The organism is Oxalobacter paraformigenes (assembly GCF_000158475.2).
Classification (GTDB): domain Bacteria; phylum Pseudomonadota; class Gammaproteobacteria; order Burkholderiales; family Burkholderiaceae_D; genus Oxalobacter; species Oxalobacter paraformigenes.
Genome location: NZ_KI392031.1, coordinates 731,563 through 756,862, shown reverse-complemented (window position 1 = coordinate 756,862; position 25,300 = coordinate 731,563). Strand labels below are relative to the sequence as shown.

The 25,300-nt window shown below is 54.4% G+C and carries 27 protein-coding genes; 3 read left to right on the top strand and 24 right to left on the bottom strand.

Annotated elements, in window-relative coordinates; genetic code table 11:
- Positions 1-330 precede the first annotated feature (330 nt).
- A complete protein-coding gene (locus OFAG_RS07190; RefSeq protein ID WP_196806220.1) occupies positions 331-1,569 on the top strand; it encodes a DUF2262 domain-containing protein in 1,239 nt (412 codons plus the stop codon).
- A 10-nt stretch (positions 1,570-1,579) separates the two neighbouring features.
- Here OFAG_RS07190 and OFAG_RS07185 read toward each other — a convergent pair whose 3' ends face one another.
- The 18 genes from OFAG_RS07185 to OFAG_RS07105 form a co-directional block, all read right to left on the bottom strand.
- Entirely contained in the window at positions 1,580-2,026 is a 447-nt protein-coding gene (locus OFAG_RS07185) for a hypothetical protein (protein ID WP_005877004.1), read from the bottom strand.
- An 8-nt stretch (positions 2,027-2,034) separates the two neighbouring features.
- The gene (locus OFAG_RS07180; protein ID WP_005877006.1) at positions 2,035-3,369 is read right to left on the bottom strand and encodes a hypothetical protein; all 1,335 of its coding nucleotides are present in this window, start codon (positions 3,367-3,369) and stop codon (positions 2,035-2,037) included.
- 42 nt (positions 3,370-3,411) lie between these two features.
- Positions 3,412-4,629 carry an ankyrin repeat domain-containing protein gene (locus OFAG_RS07175; RefSeq protein WP_222707659.1) on the bottom strand — a complete coding sequence of 406 codons (1,218 nt, stop codon included), beginning with the start codon at positions 4,627-4,629 and terminating at the stop codon, positions 3,412-3,414.
- A gap of 612 nt (positions 4,630-5,241) precedes the next feature.
- Entirely contained in the window at positions 5,242-5,622 is a 381-nt protein-coding gene (locus OFAG_RS07170) for a hypothetical protein (RefSeq protein WP_231371679.1), read from the bottom strand.
- 304 nt (positions 5,623-5,926) lie between these two features.
- Positions 5,927-6,607: a hypothetical protein gene (locus OFAG_RS07165; protein WP_005877011.1), complete on the bottom strand. Its 681-nt coding sequence runs from the start codon at positions 6,605-6,607 to the stop codon at positions 5,927-5,929.
- A 21-nt stretch (positions 6,608-6,628) separates the two neighbouring features.
- Positions 6,629-7,639: a hypothetical protein gene (locus tag OFAG_RS07160; RefSeq protein ID WP_005877012.1), complete on the bottom strand. Its 1,011-nt coding sequence runs from the start codon at positions 7,637-7,639 to the stop codon at positions 6,629-6,631.
- Positions 7,636-8,070, bottom strand: a complete 435-nt coding sequence (locus OFAG_RS07155) for a hypothetical protein (RefSeq protein WP_005877013.1) — start codon at positions 8,068-8,070, stop codon at positions 7,636-7,638. The genes OFAG_RS07160 and OFAG_RS07155 overlap by 4 nt, the downstream gene beginning before the upstream one ends.
- Entirely contained in the window at positions 8,067-8,519 is a 453-nt protein-coding gene (locus OFAG_RS07150; protein ID WP_005877014.1) for a hypothetical protein, read from the bottom strand. The genes OFAG_RS07155 and OFAG_RS07150 overlap by 4 nt, the downstream gene beginning before the upstream one ends.
- Complete coding sequence (locus tag OFAG_RS07145) at positions 8,516-9,952, bottom strand: hypothetical protein (RefSeq protein ID WP_020995046.1); 1,437 nt, start codon at positions 9,950-9,952, stop codon at positions 8,516-8,518. Before OFAG_RS07145 ends, OFAG_RS07150 begins: the two co-directional genes overlap by 4 nt.
- Before the next feature lie 3 nt (positions 9,953-9,955).
- Positions 9,956-10,654 (bottom strand): phage adaptor protein, encoded by a 699-nt coding sequence (locus OFAG_RS07140; protein WP_005877019.1) that lies wholly within the window; start codon positions 10,652-10,654, stop codon positions 9,956-9,958.
- Positions 10,651-10,887 carry a hypothetical protein gene (locus tag OFAG_RS07135; RefSeq protein WP_020995045.1) on the bottom strand — a complete coding sequence of 79 codons (237 nt, stop codon included), beginning with the start codon at positions 10,885-10,887 and terminating at the stop codon, positions 10,651-10,653. The genes OFAG_RS07140 and OFAG_RS07135 overlap by 4 nt, the downstream gene beginning before the upstream one ends.
- Entirely contained in the window at positions 10,884-11,129 is a 246-nt protein-coding gene (locus tag OFAG_RS13435) for a hypothetical protein (RefSeq protein ID WP_020995044.1), read from the bottom strand. The genes OFAG_RS07135 and OFAG_RS13435 overlap by 4 nt, the downstream gene beginning before the upstream one ends.
- Positions 11,113-11,715, bottom strand: a complete 603-nt coding sequence (locus OFAG_RS07130) for a DUF4376 domain-containing protein (RefSeq protein WP_005877023.1) — start codon at positions 11,713-11,715, stop codon at positions 11,113-11,115. The genes OFAG_RS13435 and OFAG_RS07130 overlap by 17 nt, the downstream gene beginning before the upstream one ends.
- Positions 11,712-13,211 (bottom strand): phage tail protein, encoded by a 1,500-nt coding sequence (locus OFAG_RS07125; RefSeq protein ID WP_020995043.1) that lies wholly within the window; start codon positions 13,209-13,211, stop codon positions 11,712-11,714. Before OFAG_RS07125 ends, OFAG_RS07130 begins: the two co-directional genes overlap by 4 nt.
- Positions 13,211-13,762: a DUF4376 domain-containing protein gene (locus OFAG_RS07120; protein WP_020995042.1), complete on the bottom strand. Its 552-nt coding sequence runs from the start codon at positions 13,760-13,762 to the stop codon at positions 13,211-13,213. Before OFAG_RS07120 ends, OFAG_RS07125 begins: the two co-directional genes overlap by 1 nt.
- Positions 13,759-15,261 (bottom strand): tail fiber protein, encoded by a 1,503-nt coding sequence (locus OFAG_RS07115; protein WP_005877027.1) that lies wholly within the window; start codon positions 15,259-15,261, stop codon positions 13,759-13,761. The genes OFAG_RS07120 and OFAG_RS07115 overlap by 4 nt, the downstream gene beginning before the upstream one ends.
- A 105-nt stretch (positions 15,262-15,366) precedes the next feature.
- Positions 15,367-15,696 carry a hypothetical protein gene (locus OFAG_RS07110; RefSeq protein ID WP_020995041.1) on the bottom strand — a complete coding sequence of 110 codons (330 nt, stop codon included), beginning with the start codon at positions 15,694-15,696 and terminating at the stop codon, positions 15,367-15,369.
- A 76-nt stretch (positions 15,697-15,772) separates the two neighbouring features.
- Positions 15,773-16,822 (bottom strand): phage major capsid protein, encoded by a 1,050-nt coding sequence (locus tag OFAG_RS07105; protein WP_005877029.1) that lies wholly within the window; start codon positions 16,820-16,822, stop codon positions 15,773-15,775.
- Between the two features lie 741 nt (positions 16,823-17,563).
- On the opposite strand from OFAG_RS07105, the gene OFAG_RS07095 reads away from it, so the two are divergent.
- Entirely contained in the window at positions 17,564-17,995 is a 432-nt protein-coding gene (locus OFAG_RS07095) for a hypothetical protein (RefSeq protein ID WP_020995040.1), read from the top strand.
- A gap of 154 nt (positions 17,996-18,149) precedes the next feature.
- Here the strand turns inward: OFAG_RS07095 and OFAG_RS07090 are convergent, their stop codons facing one another.
- The 4 genes from OFAG_RS07090 to OFAG_RS07075 all read right to left on the bottom strand — a co-directional run bounded on the left by OFAG_RS07090 (position 18,150) and on the right by OFAG_RS07075 (position 22,738).
- Positions 18,150-19,094: a tetratricopeptide repeat protein gene (locus tag OFAG_RS07090; RefSeq protein WP_020995039.1), complete on the bottom strand. Its 945-nt coding sequence runs from the start codon at positions 19,092-19,094 to the stop codon at positions 18,150-18,152.
- Between the two features lie 33 nt (positions 19,095-19,127).
- The gene (locus OFAG_RS07085; RefSeq protein ID WP_020995038.1) at positions 19,128-19,964 is read right to left on the bottom strand and encodes a hypothetical protein; all 837 of its coding nucleotides are present in this window, start codon (positions 19,962-19,964) and stop codon (positions 19,128-19,130) included.
- Positions 19,957-20,850 (bottom strand): tetratricopeptide repeat protein, encoded by an 894-nt coding sequence (locus OFAG_RS07080; RefSeq protein WP_020995037.1) that lies wholly within the window; start codon positions 20,848-20,850, stop codon positions 19,957-19,959. The genes OFAG_RS07085 and OFAG_RS07080 overlap by 8 nt, the downstream gene beginning before the upstream one ends.
- Before the next feature lie 82 nt (positions 20,851-20,932).
- The gene (locus tag OFAG_RS07075; RefSeq protein WP_005877033.1) at positions 20,933-22,738 is read right to left on the bottom strand and encodes a hypothetical protein; all 1,806 of its coding nucleotides are present in this window, start codon (positions 22,736-22,738) and stop codon (positions 20,933-20,935) included.
- A 558-nt stretch (positions 22,739-23,296) separates the two neighbouring features.
- Between OFAG_RS07075 and OFAG_RS07070 the strand changes: the two genes are divergently transcribed.
- Positions 23,297-23,533, top strand: coding sequence for a hypothetical protein (locus tag OFAG_RS07070; RefSeq protein ID WP_020995036.1), 237 nt, complete (start codon positions 23,297-23,299; stop codon positions 23,531-23,533).
- 100 nt (positions 23,534-23,633) lie between these two features.
- On the opposite strand, the gene OFAG_RS14135 is transcribed toward OFAG_RS07070, so the two are convergent.
- Both OFAG_RS14135 and OFAG_RS14130 read right to left on the bottom strand, forming a co-directional pair.
- Positions 23,634-24,449 carry a hypothetical protein gene (locus tag OFAG_RS14135; RefSeq protein WP_005877036.1) on the bottom strand — a complete coding sequence of 272 codons (816 nt, stop codon included), beginning with the start codon at positions 24,447-24,449 and terminating at the stop codon, positions 23,634-23,636.
- An 11-nt stretch (positions 24,450-24,460) separates the two neighbouring features.
- Complete coding sequence (locus OFAG_RS14130) at positions 24,461-25,138, bottom strand: hypothetical protein (RefSeq protein ID WP_020995035.1); 678 nt, start codon at positions 25,136-25,138, stop codon at positions 24,461-24,463.
- Positions 25,139-25,300: the final 162 nt, after the last annotated feature.

Below are 25,300 nucleotides of genomic sequence, written 5' to 3'. Positions count from 1 at the left end.
CGGACGGTGCGGTTTGTTCTCTCAAACGGAACACGGAAGAAAATGATGATTTCAAAATAAACGGCGTTTCGCCCGTTAACTGCTTCAGAAAGAACATGAACGCATTTAAAGAAGCCATCCGAATACCGAAACCCGGGATGAACAGGGGTGCCAAACGATCGCCCAGGGAAAAACCCGTCATGAATCTCCCTATAACTGAGCGGTTTGTTTCGGCTTTCGGCCATTTTGCGAATGGGCTAAAAAAGCGTTATCCAGAGCAAATCCATAAACTTCACAATCCGCATGATGAAAAAGAAACCAACAAACGGTAAAAACAGCTGGAATTTCCATTTGGCAAAGCCGATGGCCGGCCTATGCGATATCACCTTGGAAATCCATGCGGAATTCTGGCTCGACACGCTCCAAAGATGGTTTCGCGGCTATCGGACTCCCGAAGGGCATAAAGCGGCAATCTGGGGCAAGAAGGCAGATTTGCATATCGCCATCGCCCCTTTGGGTACACCGACCAGGACATTTCCTGCCATCGAAGAAAAAACGACAAGAAGCAAGAACCCGCGACTCCCGCCGGAGCAGCAGGCCTATGTCAACAGACTTCAAAAGAAAATAAGATCCCTCAAAAAACGCCTGCCGCCCAGGGTGGACGAAGTGCTGGAACAACGTTGCCTGGATGAGATCAATGCCGGCAAAATCAAAACCATCATCCGGGAGTGCGACACGATATGGGGTGACAAAGGGCTGTCTGTCGAAGAAAAGATTGGCAGGCTCGTTCCATATAAAATCGAAATATACGATCTTGTGAGCCAGTTCCAACTGCCAGACGAGCTGGTACGTGCCGACACGAACATCTCCATCCTGATGGCCACCATTTCATACTATACGCAGTGTGTAGAAAAAACCGCAAGGAAGTGCAAAATAAAAACGCCCGGGCAGGTGCGTCAATTGGTGAAACGGGTCGATGGCATTATTACCCGCATGAATGAAGCACAAAACAGGCTGAACCGCATTGAACGAGATATGACCCGAGAAAAATCTGAAACCTACGACACCTATCTTGATATCAAGATTGGCGCAAAGCCTGCCTTTCGCCCGTTTGAAAAACAATTGGAGTTATACGAGCGACTTGGGGAAATGCCCTCGCTTTCGACCAACACGAAAATAGAATGCTTAAATGAGGCTGTCAAACTCGTCAGGAAGCAATATGGTAAAACAACGGAATCCCGCTGTCCGCACGAACCCCTTGTCCGGAAACATCTGCGAGCCATCGGCGGCTACCTGAACGAATTGGGAAAAGAAGGTGAAACCAGCTGGCAATTGCGCATGGCAGACAAATTGCTTCCAACAGCAAACGCATGGCGTGAGGACGGCGACCTTCCGGCGCTATCCAAAGAGGCCCTCGCCGCCCAAATCGAACTGCAATCTGTTCATATAGAGACCCGGGAAAAGGAAGACGGCTCTATCCATTACGAATTGGAACTCTTCTTCCACGACACGGACGATACGTTTGCCGGACATGTCCTGTATGCCGCCATCGAAAACGGCAAGGTGGAAGAAATCACATTGATGGGATAATCGCAAGGCATCAGGGGCAATCGCTGCCGGAAACGCTCTCAATACGGCGAGGGGCTATTTGCCTGTTCGCCGTATGGTTCGTTTCCTCCCGCAGGATTTTATCCAGAGCCTTCAGTCCGCATTGAATGGCTTCCTGCGTCGCTCCCTTAATCGAGAGTCTCCTGGCCGATATCCTGAGTATGTAATGCGCCTTGCCTTCCAATTCGGCATCTGTCCAAAGTTCGATAACCGAAGGGCCGCTTGCCCGCATCCCGCCGATGATGGCGCTTTGCCCGAACCGTTCCCTCAATATCCCTTGCAACTCAAACAAGCAGGGAGCCAGTTTGGGCAAATTGGTCTTCACTACGGTTTGCGAAGTGAAGGTGAAATTCCTCGCATCCGTCGCCTGCCCCCAGGCGCATGCCGCCACAAACAGCAGCGACAATACCATCCTGACTTTCCTGAAAGGCATGCTCATAACCGCTCCTAGCCAAGATAGTGCGCCAGGACATCACATTGTTCCATATACTCTTGCAGCGTATCGGCCATTTGCGGCATTCCGGAGAGCAGTTCCTCACATCTCCGTCTGGCGTCGGACAATTCCATCAATCCCGGAAAGCCTTTTCGCATCCATTCTTTCCGGGAGGGATACTCTTCCGGAAGATTGGTGTACAGCATCTGGTAGTAACTGAGGGCCAATGCGATTTGCTGTATCTGTTTTTCCTCTCCTTCGGGGTATTGTTCCAGTTTGCCGACGGCTTCCGTAAACAGGGCTTGCTGCATTTCGATGGCAGCCGGATAATCACCCGACAACACCATCGTCTGCAACAGGTAAATACGGCACGTGGCAAGTGCCTGTTCCGGCAACGGCAGTCCGCTCAAGCGTTCAAACCCCTCTTTGACCTCAGGCAGAGAGAGCAGGCCTTCCGGAGGCAAGGTGCCCGGCTCTTGCGTCTTCAGCCACTGGTGGCAAGCGTAACCGGCTACGCAACGGTGGAGCAAACATGAAAGTTCGTCTTTCATACAGGAAGCGAAACGGTCGGCTTCCGCAAAATCATGCTTTCCGATACATTCGTACACCATGCGTTTGCAAAACGCCGGGAACAGAGATTCCTGTTGCGCTTTCCATTGGTTATAGGGAGTCTCCCAACCGGCAAGAAAAGACATGCCCTCTTCTTCAAAACCGAAATCCATCTCATTTCCATACATGCCTGCCACTTCAAACGCTTCGGGAACGGCCAGCAGCCGGAGCAGCGCCTGAATTCTTTCCGGTTCGGGGGCATTGTCATCGTCCCAACCTTCCACCACGCAAAACAGGGGAAAGAACGCATACCAATGCCCCAGGGTATCGGCTCCCCTTTTATCGCCTTCGGCAAGCGCCCTGAAAGCCAGAGGGACAATCTGTTCCGCCAGTTCCAAGGGATCAAGCAGGCGAAGTCCCGCGTTTGCCGGAGACGGAAGAATGCCCGACCCGGACAGTTTCTCCCATAACGCAGACCCGGCGGTGACGCAGCATTTCCCGGAGCGACCGTCCACATACGTATCCCCTTTCAGGAAACCGCCCTCTGCGGCCAGCCCCATTGCCTCGCTACGCTCCGGTTCGGGCAATTGCTCCGGCGGCAAAAGAGAGAGATAACCGAGTTGTTCCAGCTCATCCCGTACCCGCAAGACCGTGTACCCGCAATCCAGCTGGTTCTGAAGATGATAAAGACTGTAACAAATACTTTGTGCCAAAGGTGGAACAGGCGAAGCGGTCGCTACGCTTATCACGGAATATTCCACCAAACTTTCTATCGCATGCATTGACATGATGGCGGTCACTTACAGGGATTATCCAATTCCATACGCGTTTTATACAATCATTCAGGCCCATTCGGAAAGATACTGCTTAATTGCCTTGTCTTTTACCACATCCTGTATTTTCCTGTTGCCAACCCGTAAATCGGCTTTATGCTCCACCAGACACTTCACTATTTCAAGCCCGCCTTTTTTGCAGGCATTCGCCAATGGCGTCTTGCCTTTCTTGTCTTTTGCATTCAACTCCGCGCCCTTTTCAACCAATAAAGGCACGATTTTCGGCTTGAGCAAATGACAGGCATAAAGCAAAGGGGTAAAACCTTTACTCCGTTCGCGGGCTTCCAGGTCGGCTCCGTTTTCTATCAACACCCGGGCTGCTTCAGCATTATCGTAGATGGCGGCATACAGCAACGGGGTCATTCCTGCCGTATCGACATTATTGACATCCGCGCCGTGTTCTATTAACAGCCGGACAATCTCCGCATTTGCCCAACATGCCGCCTCTTCCAGCACGCAATAATCCGAAGTTGTCCGTACCCTGACATCCGCCCCCCGCTCCACAAGAAAACGAACCATTGCCGCGTCGTTTCTTTTTACCGCGTCCATCAGTACGGTTCGACTGCTATTGTTCCTGTCATTGACACAGGCCCCCTTGTCTGTCAGGTATCGGACCTCGGCCAGACTGCCTTTTATCACCGCATAGAAAAGGGCGGTATAGCCCCATTTGGTCTTTGCCCGAATATCGGCGCCTTTTTCAACCAGAAAACGCATCATATCGACATGTTTGAAAGAAGAAGACGCAATCAAAGCCGTCCAGCCTTCCTCGTCACACGCCTCCAACTCCGCCCCCTTCTCCAGCAGGTATCCGGCAATATCAATAGCGTTGTTTTTGACCGCGCACATCAGGGAAGTCGTGCTACCGGGCAACCTGTCATTCACGTCAAAGCCTTTTTCTACCAGTGCTTTTACCAATACCGGGCTTTTTCGCCAAATTGCGTAAAACAAGAGACCGGAATTGTATTTGTCCCTATAAGACGGTTCCAGCATGTAACCCGAACGAACCAGAGACAAGGCCTTGTCAATGTCGTTTTCATCCCGTACCAGTCGAAACAGCTCTTCCATAAGAAAAATAGTGGTTGATAAATTGAAAATCAGCGACAGAAACGATAAACCTGAATTACCGAATGACACGGTTTGCACATGAAATACCACCCTGTTGCCATAAGCAACGTTACAGATATTGATTACTTTACCGTGGCTTTTTCCCAGGACTTTCCATTGCACCGGGAAAAGACTGAAAATCTGTACAAGCTCACAAAGTCAGGGTGTCCTTTCCTTTTTTCCTCACAAACCGGTATTTTCCAGAATATGCATTCCGCGTTTTCAGAAAAACCTGTCCTGTTTTCAAAAGAAAACGTGAGCTGACGGCATGGCACCGCAAAACGCTGAAATCCGCGCGCTTGCCCATTCGTTCCCGCGACGTCTCCAATATTCCGCCAAAAGCGTATCCGCCAACCGGTTCAGAAACCGATAAGAATCCAAAATAACCCTTCCTGTACCGGACAACCCTGTTTCAGAAAACAGGCGTCCTTAAAGCAAGCGGCGCAACTGATTTCCCAAACTGATTTCCCAGACAGCAAACAACCGAATCTGAACCGTTTGCCACATGGCCGGGATCCCTATCGGCTCTCCATACGGGATATCGTTCCTTCTCCGCTGATGCAGCTGGCCAGAAAGAGGCCCGCCTTGCCGTATGGATCCCCTCCAGTCCGCACCAGAGCTGTCATACAAACTGTTGCGTCTTTTGTGACGGCGACCTAATGTGCCGTTGTGCAGTTTGCCGCGTGCCGTGGGGAAAACCGGCCTGTACGTTATCGTATTTACCGGTACGTTATGTTATTCATAAGCCGTGCAGGCGTTTCCTTGCCACTGCCAGTGAATAATCCGTCCATTTTCAACAGTGTAGGTTGTTTTGCAGTAATAATTGAAGCTTCGCCCGGAATAGCCGCCTGTCTGTGTGGTGGTTACCGTTTGCGTAAGACTGTCATACCAGGATTGATAAGTGGGCGGGGTACCGGGAAAATACACGGTATTTTGTCGGTAATAAACCAGATATTTTCTGTTGCCGCTCTCATAAACCGTATCCGGAACTCCCCATTTTTGTATGAGCAGTTCTTCCGTATTGCCGAGCCACGAATTGAGTATTTTTTCGTAATTCGCTGTTGTGGCACAGCCAGCTAAAAGGATACTGAATACAAGCGACAGTAACAGAGTCATTTTTTTCATATACCGATATTGCCCGTTTTATGACACTGATTCCTTCACATTTCCTTCCCTTGTCAGGCCATACTGCTGCTGCAAAATCCTGTTTGCCTCATCGACAGGGATAAAAACCGGTTAACGATAACAGGATACCGTTCCTGTCTGGCATCAGGCAATAAAATCCCGGCACACGAACCTGTATCGTCGCAACAATACAACAAGTTTATAAAACATCTCTTTTGGAAAATAAAAGCCGGTGTAAAAACCGGCTTTTCCACAAGTTGCCCCTCCGGTCTGGAAACCGGTCATGAGCATAGGCTCAGGCGCTTAATGACCTGCCGCTTGCCAACACATCACCGGGCGAAAACCCGTTCGCTGCCGTTTTCGTCACCCCGCCCGTCGTATCGGTCACTCCGGTCTTGGTGGCTTCCCGTAACGAAGCGGCCCCGTACATGCCGAGAATTTGCGAACCGAGCTGCAACAGGGGATCGGGCCGCCCGGCCGCCTCGATCGCGTATTTATCGACGTCATATCGTCCTCTGGCGAAATTGTTGATCCGGGCAATTTCGTTGGCGTTGCCCGCCATCTTGATCGCCTCGTTCTGCCGCAGGCGATAGGCGCTGTTCTGGCGGCCCAAAAGGCGAGCCAGTTCATGCGCCGTTTTTTGCTGGAAGGCGTCGGACGCCGACTTGGCCTGCTGATAGTCCTGCGACACATTGCCCTGCGTCGTCGCATTCAGCGCGTTGACCGTCTGGGCCGCCTCGACCGGTTTGTAATAATTTTCCGTCAGTTCGTCCGCGATTTTTTCCTGATTGTCGGCCCGGGTATCCTGCTGGTAATCGTTGGCGTTGTCCAGGGCGATTTTCTCCGCCTGCCTCTGGTAATCACGCTGCCGTTTCATCGCTTCCTGCGCTATCCTGTTCTGCCTGGACGACGTTACGCTGTTGTTGATCTGTTGCAAGGCCGCCGAAGCGACCATCGCTGCAATGGCTTCCCACATAGTGTTCTCCCTGTTTGAAATTTATCGGCTGGTATAACCGTCATAACTTGTGCGCGTGGACAAACCGCCCTGATTGTTCCCGTTCAAAGACAGGGCCGTTTCGTCCCCGTTCAGTTTCCTGTACCGCAAATAAGCCTGCGTCATATTGCCGAACAGGTCGCCAACCGAAGCGCCGGCGCGTGCGCCTTCCGCTTCCTGCGCCGTCGTGTTCAGCCTTTCTATCGCCATCTGCTGTGCCGTTCCCGTGTCGATGCCGGACTGCGCCATCGAAATCAGGTTTTGCCGGGCACTTTCATCTTTGGCCTTCAGGCTGGCTGCCGCGCTGTCGGCGATGCCGCTCGCTTTCATCAGGCCTTCATTGGTTTTTTCCTGCAGTTGCGCGTTGGAATCGACATCGACCGAACCGCCCATGAGTCCATGACGCGCCAGACCGAAACGGTTGTTCCGCTCGGCGTCGCCATATTGCCGGTTCACATCCTTCGAATTGATCTGGTACACCGCGTCGCGCTGGTCTTCATAGAGTTTCAGACGCTTGTTTTCCGGCTGGACAGTCTCGACGCCCGTATAAAGCCGCCCATTGGCAAGCGCACTTCTTACCTTGCCCATATTCCATTTCTGGCCGTTGATCGTCTGATAGGGCTCAAACCGGATTCCGCCCCCTTTTCCGCCGGACGCCAACGCCGCATTCGCAACCGAAGCCGGAAGCTGGAAGGCTCCTGGCGGCGTGATGCCGTAAGGCAGCGTTTTGGATACTTTCAGCCCACCGCTTCCTTTTCCCGATACGGCCCCGGTAAACACGCTTCCATCGGCGTTATAGTAGGTCTTCGACGGGTCAAACGATGTCGCCGGGTTGACGCCCCGCTTTGTTGCCGGCGGATCGAAAATATCGTTAATGGCCTGGATCGCCGCGTCGATCCGCGCCTGGCGTTCCTCTTCCATTTTCCGCATTTCCCCGGCCCCGCCGTCTCCGCCCTTGAAGTAAAGTCTGCGTCCGTCAGCGCGATAACCGTTGAATTTCGTCAAAATAATCATGTCGTTTCCCCTCCCAAATCAAGTCGTAACTGCCGGTAGGCGTTTACGTAGCCATACCGCAAAAGACATCGTGTCATGGCCGGTGAACACGACGCCTCGATAAAATCCGCCCCCGCTTTCTTTGCCCACTGCTTGAACCGTTCCAGAAAGACCGAAAACACCTCGTCCATCCGTTTGCCGCCCAGGGCCAGAATGTTGACCGCCGTTTTTTTCGGGTAGTACCGGAACTCGAAGGCAAAGGCTAAAAGCGGCTCCTCTCTCTCATCGAAAAACGCCCCGATCACAACGCGTTTTTTCAGCGCCATCGCTTTCAGGTCGGCCACATCGAATTCCCCGCGGCAGGCCCGTTCGACAACACGCTGAAACAGGGGCGCAAGACGTGCCCAGTCGTTTAACAGGTCGTCTTCATTCAGATAAAAATGCGATCTCATCCCGCTTCCCTTCCGGCGTCCGGACAGTCTTCCTTCACGCTCATTCTCAAATTCCGGTACACCGTCTCAAATCCGTGCCGGTGGTGCATCCTTTCCATTCCCGGCGACACGGCGCATTCGATCCAGTCCGCTCCCATCTCCCGGCAGAAGGTTTTGAACGGCGGCAGGAACTGGCCCATGAACTGTTTCAGATTCTTCCCGGCCATCGCCAGCACATTGACCCCTGTTGCCGACGGGTAAAGGACGAACTGGAAAGCCATCACCATCGCCACTTTCCCGTTTTCTTCCCGCGCCACCCCGATAATCGCATTCCCCGACAAGGCCATCCGGTACAGATCGTCCACCGTGAATTCGCCGTGACAGGCTTTCGACACCACCCGCTGAAACTGCGGGGCGATCTCGTCCCAGACGGCGGCCACTTCTTCGGGCTTTAAAAAAACCAGTTTCATAGCACCCCCAGCGGTTCGTAATAAATCGTCAGCGCATCGAGCTGGAACGGCTGATCCGTCACATTCCTGAAACGCGGCGCGAATTCGGTTCCCGCCACTTCCAGCGGAATCAGGCCGCCGCCGTAGGTATTGCCCGCGACACGCACTTCATCGGTTACCGCCTCGAAATTCCGCACATCGAAGCCCATGGAGAAATAACATTCCCCCTGCATGACCAGATCGACGCCGTAAACCCGTTTCAGCACGCCCGGCGTCTTGAAATTCATGTACGGCAATTCCAGAATCACCTCGTACTCTTTCCCGTCATCGGTATGCGCCTCTTCATCCAGCTTGTACACATCGTCGCCGCTGCGCAGATAAAGCACCCCATCCAGCTCATCCATCGCATCGACCGTAAAGGGCAATTCATAGCGGCTCCAGGCCGCGATTTTCGACGTTCTCGACACCGAATACACGAACATTTGCCGGTCGATCGCGCAAAGATATTGCCCCGTTCCATAGAAATACACCGCTTTCGGCGTCCCTTTAAGCGCTTTCAGGCACGGCCGCACCAGCATATCGACAGGCGAACCGATATCCAGATCATCGAGCCGGGCCACCAGCTGCTGTGTCGTAATCGAACGGAAACCGAAATCGGAGAGGAAATACAAATCGCCCGCCACCGTCGCCAGCGATTGCGGATAGGACGAACCGACATTTTCGACCGTCTCGACCAGACTCATCGCCGTCGGATCGGGATCCACCATCCAGACCTGCGCCCCATCCCGCATGAGCACCACCAGATTGCCGCGATAAAGGCCCAGCGCGTTGGCTTCCCGGTTGCCCATCGCGTTTAAACCCGTCGGGAGAAACCCCGCGTCGTCCTTTTCCGTCCAGACCGTCGGATCGCCCGTTTTCGAATAACGCACCGTCGAACCGTCAGGCGAGATCGAAAAAATTTTCGAAGCGCTCTTGATCGCCGTCCGCGTATGCGGACAAGCCGCATCGGTTACCTGCGTGATCCCGTCCTCCTCCAGATAATGATGGCGGCAGACGTCACCATGCTGCGCCGACACATAAAGGCACCCGTTAAACACATCCGCATAATGCACATCCGTCACCGCCTTGTGCACGGCGGCATGGGACGTTTCGTTCGTGATATCGTCCGTCACTTCCTCGGCGCACACCAGCCTGTTTGCCTTGAAAAGCGGATTGGCATGCGTGATTTCTTCCGCTCCGCCATAAAACGTATGCAATTTTCCCAGCGCGGCAGACAATCCCTGCGTTCCCGCCTCCAGCGTCGCGATTTTCACAAATCCGGGGCGCTTGGCGGTCGCCAGCCCGGTCGTGACATAGGCGTTTTTCATTTCCCGCAAGCGGTTGGCGTCGGAAACGGCAGCCGATTTCCGCAAATCGATCCCCAGATCGAACTTGTTAAACGTAATCGTCGCCATGTTCTACTCCGGGGTGAAGCGGTAATCGCCGCCGGAACCGGTCACGGTTTTTTCCGACCGGTAACAGCCGCTCAGGAAATAACGCCGGTTTTCATGTTGCTTGACCCGTTCACGCCGCATCTGGGAAGCAAACAGCGCAGCGACCGACTGCGCGTCCGGGTGCCGGAAATGCGCCTTGGCGTTCACCAGCGCATACAGCAGCACCAGCCGGTCGGAAACGCCGGGACGATCCGAAGACTGCGCGAAGCGGGGCCGGCTGGCGATATATTCCACCAGAAGGCCATACGCCCTGTCCGGAACCGGCCAGAGTTCGATCTGCCCGTCGATCGTGTCGTACCGGACAGGCATGGAGCGTGTCTCGTCTTCCCGGCACTTCTCCGCAATACCCTGCGAAAGCGGAAAGCGCTCGCTGCCATCCATAATCCAGAGCGACTTCACCAGACCGGGATCGATGTTTTCATCCTCCTCATCGTTATGCCAGTCATACAGAGACGATCCCTGTTCGAGAGTAATCACCGTCTTCTTTCGCATCGGCGTCGGATTCAGCTGATCGTAAACATACTCGTGCGCTTCCTGCAAAAACGAAATCATCACCGGATTATTGTTGTTCGAGGCCGGGCCCTGCGCCACAAAACCCAGTCTCGCCTTCAGCTCGGCCAGCAATTCCCCGAGCGTGCGATAACGCTGGCTCAGACCGTTCATGCCTTTTCTCCCGCACCCAGATTCACCATCATGCAGCGCGTTTCCAGCCGGGCAATACGCGCCTCCATGACCGAAAACGTTTCCTGCGCATCCTGTCGCGATACCGCGACGGTCTCAAGGAGCTTCCCGAGCGCGACAAGCGCCCGGGTTCCGAACCAGACCAGCGCCGCCACCTGCAAGGCCAAAAGACCCACCGCCATCTGGATCAGTATCGCCATCAAATCATTCATCATTTCCCTTCCCTCAGTTCCGGCGGACACTGCAAGCGGTTTTTCTCCGATTCCCAAGCCGACCGGCAATGGTTGTCCTGCCAGAAAAACAGCGTGTCGATCAGCGCCCGCAGCAAGGCCCAGCCCTTGCTTTCACACCGCTTGCGCCACGCCACGCTGGATATCGTCTCGTCCGCCCAGCCTCCGAAGAGCGTGTTCACGAACTGATCGACCGCTATCGGGATTTGCCTACACCGTCTGCCCATGATCTCCTCCTGCCCCGATGTTCTCTCCTGACACGTCCGCCAGTTCAGCCAGCGCGTCAGGCGAGAGGGCAATAGCGTCCAGCGCCTCAATGGATTCCGCTACCGTAATAGCCGCCTCAAGTGTCCACTTTGCCTGATAGAGTTTCTGGCTGTTGACCACGATTTCTTTACGCATCGTCTCCAGCTCCTCTCTCGTCACTTCGTAAAAACGGTTGTCGTAGGCACGAAACAAGGTGCTTTCTCCCGGTTGCAAGACAAGGGTCAGCCCTTCGATGTTGCGGTTCGCCACCTCATCGGCGTCGATTTCAAAACCCAAGGAAGAGCGGCAGTGGGCTTGCCCTGATGCGGTTGCAAAGGCGGCGTTCAGTTCAGCCAGCTTTTCGGCTCTCGCCTCATCCAGCGGCTTTTGCGGGGCGTGCCCTTTTTCGTACCAGTTTCCGTCATGGCCCTGTTCGACTTCATCGTCCGCGTATCCGGCTATCTGCCCCGCTTTGTATTGCGGCATGAAAGCCAGCGTGTTTTCCAATCTCTTGAGATCGTCGTCGATCAGCACGAATTGGTGGTTTTCTGCTATTCCGTATTTCATGGCTGGCTCCCTTGCGCATAGAAAAACCACAAGCTGTCGCCACTCAGTTCTATTCCGTAACTCAGCCTCAGGGTTTGCCCCCGGATAATAGGCAGATAGCCCACATTCCAGTCCCCGCTTTGCGAAGCAGCCGATGTCTGATACCGGAATCCCGTTGTCTGATTGTGTAGCTGTATGTACAGTTGTCCCGTGTTGTTGGCCGGCCCATGCACAAAACAGAAGTAACCATCGGCAGGGGCGGTGTAGGTTCCGCCTTTTGATGGGGTCAGTGGCACAAGTGATCCCGAGGGCATGGCCAGATTGGCGACCTGTGTCTTGTCGGCTTTCCCGGCCACTTCATTGGCCAGTTCCGTTACGTCGATCAGCCCGGGTTTGGTCGCTGCATCGAAAGATTTAATGCAGAGGCACCCCTTGTCTGCCCCGTCAAACGGCTGGAGGTTTGAGGAGGCAAAGTATAACAAGTTGATGGTGGCCTGCCACACTCGAACGGTTATGGTGTCTCCCTTCCAGCAGGGGACAAATGTCCCCAGTCCCCATTCGCGTTCCGCAAGGGTTTCGCTTAGCATGTCCTTTGTCGTGTTTCTGAGATAAAATCCGCCAAGTGACGTGCTCGCCTGCGCGAAGATGTAGCCATCGCCAGGAGCGATTAGGGTGGTAGTCTCGGGACTGTAGTCAATTCTTTTGTATCCCTCCCGATTCGGCACATTGAAGGTGGCCTCTCCGTCGCCTTCTCCATAAGTCGTCCCAATCGCCGCAAAAAGGTCGGGATACGTGTCCCGCCCGACGGCCGCGCCATCACATTTCAGATAGCCCGCCGGCGGGGTGGACGCCGAAAACATCACCACCGTTCCGACCGGGATCCCGCGCTGGTTCGCAATTTCCGCATGGACTTGCGCTGCGACGGCCGATTCTTCTGCCGATTGCGCATGCGACCTGGCTTCGCTTGCTGCCGTCTGAACGATTTCCCCGGCACGTTCATCCATCAGCTCGCAAACCGATTGCGCCTGCGTTGCACTGTCCGCTGCGCTTTGCGCCGATTGCGCCGCCTCTGCGGCACACGTTTGCGCCTGTGCGCTGGCTGTCCGGACAATCTCGTCCGCCTTGCCTTGTACATGAGCGGCCAATCCCGCCGCTTTCTCTGCCGAAGCCGCTGCCGAAACCGCACTGGCCGCCGAAGCCGCCTCGCTTTCCCCGGCTTTTTCCGCCGACGCTTCCGAGGCTTCCGAAGCCGCTTTCGATTCGTCCAGCATCGCCTGCGCATCCATCACGACGCCTTCCACCAGCGAAATTCTCAATTCCTCGCTGATCGAATCCGCCGTCACCACAAACGGACGCAACTTCCCGTCGTCCGCCTGCAAAATCGCCAGATTCGCCCGGATGTCGTTGATCGAATTCGACGCCCGGTCCAGCTCGGCGTTTATGGCCGAATGGTCGGTCTCGTTGCCGAAGTCGTCGGCAAAATTCTTTTGCCGCTCATAAGAAGGAGGTTGGGCCATTATGCATGCTCCCCTGAAAAAACGATTGTTATCGCGTCCAGTTCTTCAACGGACGCCGCTTTCCCTATCGCTTCGCGCAAGGCCCACTTTCTCGCATAAAGCGCTCTCGCGTTCGCGATGATGTCCAGTTGCATCGTCTTCAACTGGGCCAGCGTCACGTCGTGAAAGCGGTTGTCAAAGGCGCAAAACGGCACGGTTTCCTCTCCGGCCGCTTCCAGGGCGACGATCAGGCTGGTGACGTTGCGGTTGGCGGTTTCGTCGGCATTGATTTCAAAGCCGAGAGAAGAGCGGCAGTGGGCATTGGCCGAGGCTTCGGCAAAGGCGGCGTTCAGTTCGGCCAGCTTTGCGCTTCTCGCTTCGTTTAGCGGCTTTTGCGGGGCGTGCCCTTTTTCGTACCAGTTTCCGTTGTGGCCCTGTTCGACTTCATCGTCCGCGTATTCGGCTATTTGCTCCACTTTGTATGGCGGCATGAAAGCCAGCGTGTTTTCCAATCTCGTGAGATCGTCGTCGATCAGGACAAATTGGTGGTTTTCTGCTATTCCGTATTTCATGGCTTCGCTCCCTCCGCATAGACAAAAACAAACGAATCTGTCGTTCCTGTAGCGCTATAATTCACCTTCATAACGTTTCCTTTCTTCACCGGTATCATGGCAAATATCTGGCTTGCTCCAGTCGCCCACATAACGCTCTGGATGCCAGAAGCGCCATACATAGCAACGTATTGGCCCGCTGCACCGGCCTGCTTTGCCAAAGACAGGTAACCGTCTGCCGGCGCGGTGTAATCATTACCTGACGCAGCCAGGGATAAATGGACGAATGTGCTTGACGGCATGGCCGCATTTGCCGCTTGTGCCGGTGTCGTCTTTGTTGTCACCTCGTTTGCCAGTTCCGTTACGTCGATCAGCCCGGGATTCACTGCCGCGTCAAAGGCTTTGATACAGGGCAAAAGCGTCAATGCCGGAGGCTGGACAGTGTCGGAGTTGCCATACAGGGGATTTTGGGAGGCAAGGCTAAAATCGACACGATCATATTTATTGGTAGTGGCAACATCAACAGAAGCGGTTGAATACGCGGTTGGCGAATTCGTCCGTACTCTGGAAAACGCTCCGTTAGCTGTTGCTATCTTGTCTGCTTCAACCGCGTTAATCTGTGAATTGTCCGACAGCCTGATAGTCCCCGTAACATCAGGCAACCCCGCTTCCTTCACTGTCCCCGGTGTCAAACTCCCCTCGGCAAACCGCCCGATCATGTCCGGCAGATTGAAGGTGGTTTCCCCATCCCCGGCTCCGAAGACGGTTCCAATCGCCGCAAAAAGGTCAGGATACGTGTCCCGCCCGACAGCCGCGCCATCACATTTCAGGTAACCGGCGGGCGCTTCGGAAGCCGAAAACATCACCACCGTTCCGACCGGAATACCTCGCTGGCTGGCAACGGCGGCATACAGCGCCGCTTCGTCTGCTGACTGTTCCGCCTCTGCCGCGCTGCAGGCGGCCGCTTTCGCGGCTTGCTCCACAATCTCCCCGACCCGATCATTGATCAGCTCGCAAACCGATTGCGCCTGCGTCGCACTGTCCGCTGCGCTTTGCGCCGATTGCGCCGCCTCTGCGGCACACGTTTGCGCCTGTGCGCTGGCTGTCCGGACAATCTCGTCCGCCCTGCCTTGTACATGAGCGGCCAATCCGGCCGCTTTCTCGGCCGAAACCGCTGCCGCCACCGCACTGGCCGCCGCTGCCGCCTCGCTTTCCCCGGCTTTTTCCGCCGATGCTTCCGAGGCTTCCGAAGCCGCTTTCGATTCGTCCAGCATCGTCTGCGCGTCCATCACGACGCCTTCCACCAGCGAAATTCTCAATTCCTCGCTGATCGAATCCGCCGTCACCACAAACGGACGCAACTTCCCGTCGTCCGCCTGCAAAATCGCCAGATTCGCCCGGATATCGTTGATCGAATTCGACGCCCGGTCCAGCTCGGCGTTCAAGGCCGAATGGTCGGTTTCGCGACCGCTGTTCAAGGTGAAATTCTTTTCCCGGTTATAGGCGGGTGGCTGTGCCATCGTTTCCTCCCATTCTTCTTTTCCCTGCGTTTTTGCTGTGCAATCTGGCGCGAGAATCCCTCAAGGCCCCGCCTTTACGGCTGTCCCGGCCAGTCCGCGTTCACCTCAGACGGCAGCCTGCCTGCCTTTCGCCGCCGGTTTCGTTGTCGAATCGGCCACCGCTTTTTCAAACGCACGGGAACCCTTCTTCCCGAAAACCTGTTCGACCAGTTCAACGCCGTATTTGGCGCAGAAGCGTTCATACTCGTCCCCGCTTGCCTTGAAAGACCCGGCGGGCGAGCCGCAACCGGCTTCATCGACACGTTTCTTGTCGGCGTTATGGACGTTTTCAATACCGAAAATCTCCTGCAAAAGCGGCAGTTCGTATTCCGGCACGGTAATCGGGGTTACCGTATGGGCATCGCGGCGGATGCGGATTTCATACAATGGAGTCATCTTTTTTTCCTTTTTACTGAAAAGAGGGGAACAAGGGCCGCCGGTCGCCCGGCGGCACACGCCGAAAGCCTTATGATCAGGCAATCGACATGACGGAATGCGCATTGGCGCGTTTCAACACCAGCGCCAGACGGAGATTGACCATCTGATAAAGCGCGAGAATGTTGTACGGACGGGTCGGCGAGACGATATCCATCGTGTCGTCATGCAATTCCAGATACTTGGTGTTGATGAAGTAACACCGTTTTTCCCAGGGAATCGTCGGCGATTCAAGCGCATCCAGCGCCTCGAACTGCGGATCCCAGATGATTTCAACGCCCTTGAAATACAGGCCCGTCGAAGAACCGGAACCGATACCGGCATCCAGCCGCTTGACCGCACCGGCATTCGCGTTGTTCGTCACCGTGACCCCGTACTGGCGGTAAGCGTCGATAAAGGCGGAACCGGCCAGAATGAAATCGGGGCTGCCGCCATTGCGGATACAGCGGCGCCACTGGCCTTCCATCGCGGTTGCCAGATTTCCGTTGCCGGTAGCGGCAATGGCGGTGGCCGCATTGTTGCGCCAGTAAACAGCCGTTTCACGGTCAATGCCGCCGACTACGCCAGTTTCCGGTTTCAGCGAAACCAGCGCATCCAGACCGGTCACGGCATCGTCGGAGGCCGTACCGTCGCGGTGCAGTTCCATCGACAGTTTTTCCGAAAAACCGGTACGGAACGCGTCGGTCTGTTCGTTCAACAGATTGGTCAGCTGATTCTTTTCGCTGACTTCCAGCTTGTATTCCCTGCTCTTGCCTTCCCTCACCTTGATGCCGTTGGCAAACAGCGTATCGTGGGCGATATAAAAACCGTCCACGGCGCGACGCCAGGGGAAAGCGGCGTTTTCAAGCGTATTGCGCTTGTTGAAGGAAACCGGTTCTTCCCCATACGCCCAGGCGAAATTGGAATCGTGGGATTTGCGGATATTGACCGTCACATTCTGCTTGGCGCCGGCAAACGGCTTGCGCTTGCTCATCAGCTTTTTCAGCAGGGGAATATCGACCGACACCTGGTCGATCGGTTCGTTTTTGAGATAATCGTCAAGCGTGGATTTGCCCAGCGCCTGCAAGTCGGTAGATGATATTGGCATCTGTCGCTCCTAATATGAAAGAATGAAAAACCTGTCTTTCACACCGGCGCAGGACGCAAACCCTGCTGTTGGAAACGGACATTGCCAGACGCGACACTGGCTTCGGCGACTTCAAACCCGCTTCATGCGCTACCGGGACGCGACCCCCGGCGATACGGCGACAAATTACGATGTGGACGGAAAAGCGGAAACCCCGGGCGCCGGGACGCGACCCCCGGCAAAACGGCCTCGAAACCCGGCCGTTCCCGCCTTCCCTGCACGTGCCATACAAGAGAAGAGCGTGTGCCGCTTGCCGGCCTCTTGCCCTTGTGTGTGGCACCCCTGCATTATAAATCCGGTATCAACCGTCTCCGGACATTTCCGGCACATTTATGCAAAACGCTTTCCGCGAAAAACGCCTGATTAAAAAAATTCCCATAAAAATCAACACCTTAAAAGAGAACAAAACCGCAAACGGAAAAGCGGAACAAGGCGTTTTTTCGTTTGGCCGCCCTCCTTTTTCCCGAAAATCCGTCTGTCAACCCCTTAATTCGCCAGAAAACGACACATGAAACGGACGACATTCCGCTCCGCGATACGTCCGGAACCCGCCGGAAACAGGCGGCCCCGCACGCTCCTTCCGGCAACACCGCAAAAAGAAACCCATGAAAAAAGCGGCGTTCTATCCGGACCGAAACGGAGAAAAAAACCGGAAAGCCCCTTAAACGGTATTCCCCGACCCGCAAAAGGAGTTGCCCGCCAGTGCCGAACCGGGAAAAACCGGCCGCCATACAGAACAGGGCCTTGCCTCATGAAAAAATACGCCAAACCGGCCGGAAAAAGAAAAAAGCCGAACCGTTCAACTTGCGGAAAACGATTGCCTGCTTCCAGCCAGCATGCAGGGGCAAGGGGCATGGAATCGCACCCGTTCCCTCCCGGCTGACTGAAGCGGCCGGCAAAGGCAAGCCGGCGACAGCGTCAACAAGCGCCCCGGCCATCGAATCGCCCGCAAAGCCCCCCATACCGCAGGGACAACGGCTTTCCGGCTGGCTGATTCGGCCAGCCCCTCTCTTTGGAATCGCCTTCGGAATCGCCCTGCCGCTTGCAGACAGGGCCGGTTTCCTTTCCTTTTCCGGGAACGAACCGGCGTTGCCCGTCCCTGCCTTGAAATCCTGCCGTCTTTTTGTCTCCTGAAACCGCCTTACTGACGGATGCTGTCTTTAAAAGCCTTCCCCCGTCTGTCAAACACGGCCCTCCGTCTTCCGGCCTCCCCTGACGGAACGCCAGCCACCGCGGCAAAGACACTTCCGGGGAAATACCCCCTGCCGGCCCGTTCCGGCAAGTGCGGCTACTGCCCGTCCTTCGTTAGCCTGTCGGCATCGACGCCGAAAAACCGCAAGCGCCTTTCCACGTCTGGATTGGTTTCCCCGTTCTTTCTGCGGGTTTCCTCCGCCTTTTCTCCCCATTGCAGGGCAAGCTTTTCATCAATCGCCTGTCCCAGCAAAGCCGAGCCGTAAATCACCGACAGCTCGCGCATCGCCTGCCAGTTGCCCTTGTTTGCCGACTGCTTCAGCCAGTACAGGGCTCTTTCCGGGTCGTGTTTGATGCCGCGCCCCTGCTCGTAAGCCCGCCCCAGCCAGTACTGCGCTTCGGGATCGCCCTTTTCCGCTCCCATGATGTAGTACTGTGCCGCCCGGTTCTTGTCTTTTTTGACGCCGTTGCCTTGGGCATAGAAGAGGCCGATCTGATAATACGCGCTGGTATCTCCATGTTCCGCTGCCAACCGATACCATTTCATAGCTTGCTGGAAATCTTGCCTGATACCGGTTCCTGTCACTGTCAAATAACCCATTTTTGCTTCCGCATCAGCATGACTCTGTTCTGCTGATTTGCGAAACCACTTGATCGCTTCGTTCAGGTCTTTTTTGACGCCGTTACCAAACTGGTAACACAGTCCAAGGTTAAATTGCGCTTTTGCATACCCCTGTTCTGCCGCTTTCTTGTACCATCGGACACCAATTGATGCGTCCTTTTCAACGCCTTGACCGTAGTCATACATATAACCGATCCGGTTCATGACCTCCGGTTTTTCCTGTGCGTCCGGTGTCAGGTAATACGTCAGGGCTTCCTGATATTTTCCCGCCTTGTAAAGCCGATCTCCTTTTGTGGCATTGCCGGCTAATGCATGTAGTCCCGTGAACAACAGAAAAACAAAGAAAATCGTTTTGATAAATGGTGTCATGGTTCGATGAGAAACAGAATAAGCCTGTCCATTATGTTCAGGCTTATTCATGATGGTCAATACAGACAAAGTAAAAAGTAAATTTTAATTGCCTCGTTTTTCTCTATTTCCATAACCCCCCACAATCTTTCGTTCCTGCTCCTGCTGAGCCCTGTGCACCCCGAAGCCGACCAAAAGCCCGCCCACATAGTTCCTCACCTCCTGCGCCCCTTTCAACGCCCCCGCCTGACGAAACGGCATGCGTAACGCACTCATCAAACCCAGCGGAATGGCGTACAGGACCGATTCCACCGGCTTTCCCTCTCCCGTCTTTTCCCGGATGTCGCCGTGTATCTGTGCGGCCATGACCGCCGTCGAGACGCCCGTCAGTTCCGCAAAGGTTTTCAACTTCCCCAGTACGATATAGGCCGGCACGTTCACTATCTGGTTCCCCAGTTCCTGATACAGGTACTGCGTGATATTTTGCATGGTTTTTTCCGCGTCCCCTTCGACGTAGAGCTGGTCTATGGACAGTCGGGGACGGTTTGCGCCGGCTTTCCGGTGTCGATCCACCAGGGCCTGTATGTGCCGCAGCGCCTTGTCGTCGCCTCCGACGAGCTGGTATACGAGGTCTCCGGCCAGTGCCGCCCCGGAGTAAAAGAGGGCTTTGGCGTCTTCCAGACCCTGTTTAACGCCTCTGGCCGCCAGATCGAAGGGGATTTGCCGCCCCTGTTCGTCTTCCCGGTTCACCCAATAGCTCTGGTTGGGGGCGCCGATGGTTTCCCGGCCGTGGCCGGTGACGGCGCTGTTGGCGCCGAGGTTGTCTGACACGTCTCCGATCAGGGGAGCGTAGCTTTCGTCAGCGTGTCCTGCGGGAGTTCTCTTGTTCCCGCTTCCGTGGATGGCGCTGTTTTCTCCCAGTCCGCTAAGACTACTATTCATGCGGTTTCTTCATCCGGTCAACATCGACCCCGAAAAACCGCAGCCGTTTCACCAGGTCCGGATCACTCTCTCCGGTTTGCTTCCGGGTTTCAATCGCCTTTTCAGCCCATCTCGCTGCCAGCTCGTGATCGATGGGCTGGTCAAGCGCCCCCGAATTGTAGATTCGCGTCAGCGCATCCATCGCCAGCGTATTGCCGTTGTCGGCCGCCCTGTTCAGCCAGTAAAGGGCCCGTGCGGAATCGTGTTTGATGCCCCGGCCCAGCTGATAAGCCCGCCCCAGCCAGTACTGCGCTTCAGGGTCACCCTTTTCCGCCCCCATGATGTAGTACTGCACCGCCCGGTTCTTGTTTTTTTTGACGCCGTACCCTTCTGCGTAGGCATGCGCGATATCGGCATAGGCCCTGATATTGCCATGTCCGGCAGCCCGGCGGAACCACTGCATCGCTTCGCCAAAATCCTGTTTGACCCCGGTTCCTGTTACTGTCAGATATCCTATTTTTCTTTCGGCATCGGCGTATTCCTGTTCCGCCGATTTCCGAAACCACTTGATGGCTTCGTTCAGGTTTTTTTTGACGCCGGTTCCAAACTGATAACACTGCCCGAGGTTGTATTGCGATTTGGCGAAGCCCAGTTCTGCCGCTTTTCTATACCACTGGACACCAATTGATGTGTTCTTTTCAACTCCTCTCCCGTAGTTATGCATATAACCGATCCGGTTCATGACTTCCGGTTTTTCCTGTGCGTCCGGTTTAAGGTAATGCCTCAAGGCTTCTTCGTATTTTCCTGCCTTGTAAAGCCGGTCTCCTTTTGCAGCATTGTCGGCCTGTACGGAAAAAACCGGGATCAGGAACAGAAAAAGGAAAAAGGTTTTAATGACAGGTTTCATGGTTCAGCAGGAAGCGGGACAAGCTTGTCCATTATGTTCAGATTGTCCCACCGAGAACTAAAGTTGAATAATAACGCAATGACTAATCACTTTGGCTAGTGGTATCACCAAATTTCCTGACAATCATTTTTTCCTGCTCCTGCTGAGCCATATGCACCCCGAAGCCGACCAGAAGGCCCCCCACATAATTCCTCACCTCCTGCGCCCCTTTCAATGCCCCCGCCTGACGGAACGGCATGCGTAACGCGCTCATCAAGCCCAGCGGCACAGCGTACAGGACCGATTCCACCGGCTTTCCCTCTCCCGTCTTTTCCCGGATGTCGCCGTGTATCTGTGCGGCCATGACCGTCGTCGAGACGCCCGTCAGCTCCGCAAAGGTTTTCAGATGGCCCAGTACGATATAGGCTGGCACGTTCACTATCTGGTTCCCCAGTTCCTGATACAGGTACTGCGTGATATTTTGCATGGTCTTTTCCGCGTCGCCTTCAACGTAGAGTTCGTTTATGCTCAGGGTCTCTCTCTTTTTTCGCTCTTTCCGGTGTCGATCCACCAGGACCTGTATTTGCCGCAGCGCCTTGTCGTCGCCTCCGACGAGCTGGTATACGAGGTCTCCGGCCAGTGCCGCCCCGGAGTAAAAGAGGGCTTTGGCGTCTTCCAGACCCTGTTTAACGCCTCTGGCCGCCAGATCGAAGGGGATTTGCCGCCCCTGTTCGTCTTCCCAGTTCACCCAATAGCTCTGGTTGGGGGCGCCGATGGTTTCCCGGCCGTGGCCGGTGACGGCGCTGTTGGCGCCGAGGTTGTCTGACACGTCTCCGATCAGGGGAGCGTAGCTTTCATCGAGCAGGCCTGCGGTACGGCTTTGGTCTTTGCCGTGAATGGCGCTCGCTTCTCCCAGAGCGCTTTGGGCGCTTTTGGAAAGGGTCTCGCCAAAAGCGCCATAGCTCAGGTCGGAATGACCGGGCGGGTCGGCTTTCCAGAAAGGATTGTCGCCCAGTATGTCCCGGTCATGGTCATTTACGAAGTCGATAAGCGGGTTCAGGCTCATGTCCTGAGGCAGGTTGACGCTCAGGGCTTGTTGCAAGAGGCTTGTTTCCGGTTCCACCGGGGTGTTTTCGCCTTGTCTTCCGGCTCCGGCTTTTTCCACACTCGAAGGAGCCAGCTTCCCGGTTTCTTCCGGCACGCTGGCGGAAGGGATGGCCGGCGTGTTCCCTGTCGGGCTTTGGGGTGAGCTTTGGGCCGAATCCTTCCGGATATCGGGCATGACGCGGTGCGTCTGCCGGATTTCCTCCTGAATTTTCTGGCGAAATGGCGGATTGGTCTGGCAGTGGAAACGGAAGAGGCATTCCTGCACGTCGGGGCTCAGGGTGGGGATATGCTTGGCGCGACGCGCCAGTGCCGCGTACCATTCTTCGGGCTGTTCCCGGCGCGGCACGGGCTGCTTGTCATACATGCCGATCAGTCTTTGTTCTCCCCATGTCTTCCCGAAGGTGGTGTAGGCGTCTTCGGGCGTGATGGAGAGGTTAATTGTCGGGGAGGCGGTTCCAGCCGTACCGGTGTTGGACAAGCCGGTTCCCGATGCAGCAGGTTTGGGCGTTTCTGCCGGGGAAAGGCCGGGTTTCGGGGTTTCCGCTTTTACCGGTTCGATTTTGAGGGGCTCGCTTTTCGGTACAGCGGTTTCGTTGTCAAAAACCGGGGTCAGGCCTGTTGCGGGGGCAGTGAAGCCATCGGCTGTCCGGTTCGGGTTGGGTTGTTGCCGCTCCCGCGCTTTCTGTTGCCGCTCGCGTTCTCTTTGCTGTTTGTCCAGCCAATCGTTGTGTTCGCCCGGGTTTTGGCTGCCTGAAGCCATGTCGCCAGCCAAACCAAAATAGTTTTCAAAGTCATCGCTCATCGGGTTTCTCCTTATTCATTCCATAAAAAAAGCCTTCCGGGAAGTTGGGATATCCCGGAAGGCGCGACATGAAAAAAGGGCGCAACGCGCCCCACCTCATGAGTTTATCCCGTTTTCAATCTTCGGTCAGCCATGACGGCAAAGAAGATTTAACCCTCTTTTTACCAATTCAAAATCAATAACTTATTGCATCGGCAAGCAAAAAGACATGTAATAAGATGTCACAAAATGCTGTGATTTAGTCACAGTTTGTCACAAATTTGGCGCCGTGTTTTTATCCCCATTTCAGGAAAACGCTTCAGTCGAACACGGAGAACAGGCATATTTAACAAACTTTCTGCAAACTGGAAAGAATACAAGAGTTCGACCGCTTCAAGACTTCTGTTTTGCATGTAGCCGGCATCACGGACAAGTCAGTGTACCCGTTTGTCCGGTCTTTTGAACCTGAATAAAGAAAACGCCGCTGAAAGTTACGCTTTCAGCGGCGTCTGAATCGGGTTGCGGGGGCGGCATCCGGCCCAAAATTTTATGTTTTTCGACAAAATGGAAAGGGGTACGATGATTTCATTAATTGCCGAACTGAAAGATAAATACGGTATTGAAATTATAGAAGGTGAGCGATTCAAACAAGCGCTTTATAACGGCAGGCTCACAGATACACAGGATCAACTCAGGGATAAAATCGAATTCGCTATTACGCACTATCCCAAAAAAGATATTGTTATAACCACCTGCGAATCAGACGAGACATCACCTGAACCCTTTGCCTATGCCGTAATAACACCAGCTTTGTAAAATAGAAGACCCCGTTTTCTATTCTGTCACCTTTGTTCCTGCCGAAGTTCGGGATTGCCGAACTTCGACAGCCCCATCAAACAGGCAAGGAATTTCCGCTTCAGGAAAGATACTGGTTAAGTTCCTGTTGGGGTATCTGGATTGCTGTTTCGATTTGTTCGATTTCCTCCACGCTCGAACAGGCTTTTACCCTGTTTTGAAGCGTTTTTCTTTGTCCCAGTATTTTGCCGGTTAATACGGAATAAACCGTGTGCTTGTTCAATACACGTCGTGCCAATTCATCCAGTGTTACGCCTCTTGACAAAGCCAATGACGACAATAACGGCACGCTGGCAGTCGGGTCGGCCAAATACGCCTGCGCTTCGGCGGACTGTTGCGGAAAAGTCTGTTTTTCGCTGTCCGGATAGCTGGACACTACAGTTCGCATAGCTTCTTCGCAGCGTTCGTCGATCTCGGCCAGACGCTTGGCTTTCGCTCTGGCTGGATCAGGCGCCCATTTTCCGTTTACCGCCTTGTATGTTACGTCCGGCTGTTTGCCGGATATTTCAACCGTGCCTTCGGGTGGCCAGTAACCGAAATTCCCGTCACGATCGAATGTCTTTTTGACCTCGATGGCCTCAAACGATCCTTCTTCCGCATAGGTTTTGATGGGATATTTTTCGTCGATTTCCGCCTGTTCCATCCGGATAAATTCGTTGTCGGCTTTGTTGACCTTGTAACCGTCGGGAAGATTAATCACTCCTTCCGCAAGCTGTTGGGAAATGGGCTTCAGGCCGGACATGTCTTCTTTCAGGGCTGACAGGGGCAAGCCCATATATCCGGCAAATCCGGACGGGACTTCTAGGGCGTTTTCCGGTTTGTCTTTTCCGCATCGGTGAGCGGCGATGATTCCGTTTTCAACGGTGATGTATTCCATATTTTTCTCCTTTATGCAATGCATTTCCAGATACGGATAGTACTGTTATCAGGGCGTACCTCGGTCGATGAGCCATAAATTTTGTTATCTGATACAGCAGCAATACTATTGATCATGCCATTAACCGAGTTTTGGACCCGTGCAGTTGTATAAATATAATTGGCGCCATAATAGGTGTACAAATCGGAGCCAGTTGCCTTCAATTGATGTGTGTGGTTAGGTAATCCCTGGGATTGCGATTCGCCAAATGCAGCCGCATTTCCACCCTCCGCACGGAAAAACTGCCCGGCATATTGTGGACTTATGTTTTCCCAAGTACCGCCATACAAGTCTTCCGGGGTGGATTGACCAGCAAACTGGACATAAATCGTGCCAACAGGTGCAACGACGATACTCGCTACTTCGCCGGCAAGTTTTGCCACATCATTGGCGAGCTCGACCACATCACTGACGAGCTCCTTTACTACCCCCTCTACCAACTCGGCATCCGCTTTTTTCGAGATATCCTCATTCAGCTGGGTCAGATCAATCCCCAATGTCTGGCGAGCCGTTTCCTTGTCGGTACTTTCGTCGCCGAAGAGATCGAAAAGGAACTGCCTGAGATTGCCCATCGCCAGCCGGAATTCGCCAGTGGTCGTTTCAGGGTTCTTGGTACCGTCCAGCAATTCCTTTGCCGGTAATTTCGTCATGTCTTTTCTCCATAAAAAAAGACCCCGCTTCAGATGAAGGGGATCTGTGTCGGTTTTCCGATTTTCACGTTTTCCGGGCGCAACTCGGGCGCCACATGAAAAATATACACCATGAAAAAACTTCGGTCAGCTTGTGTACAAATTACCTCTCCATTCTCCCAA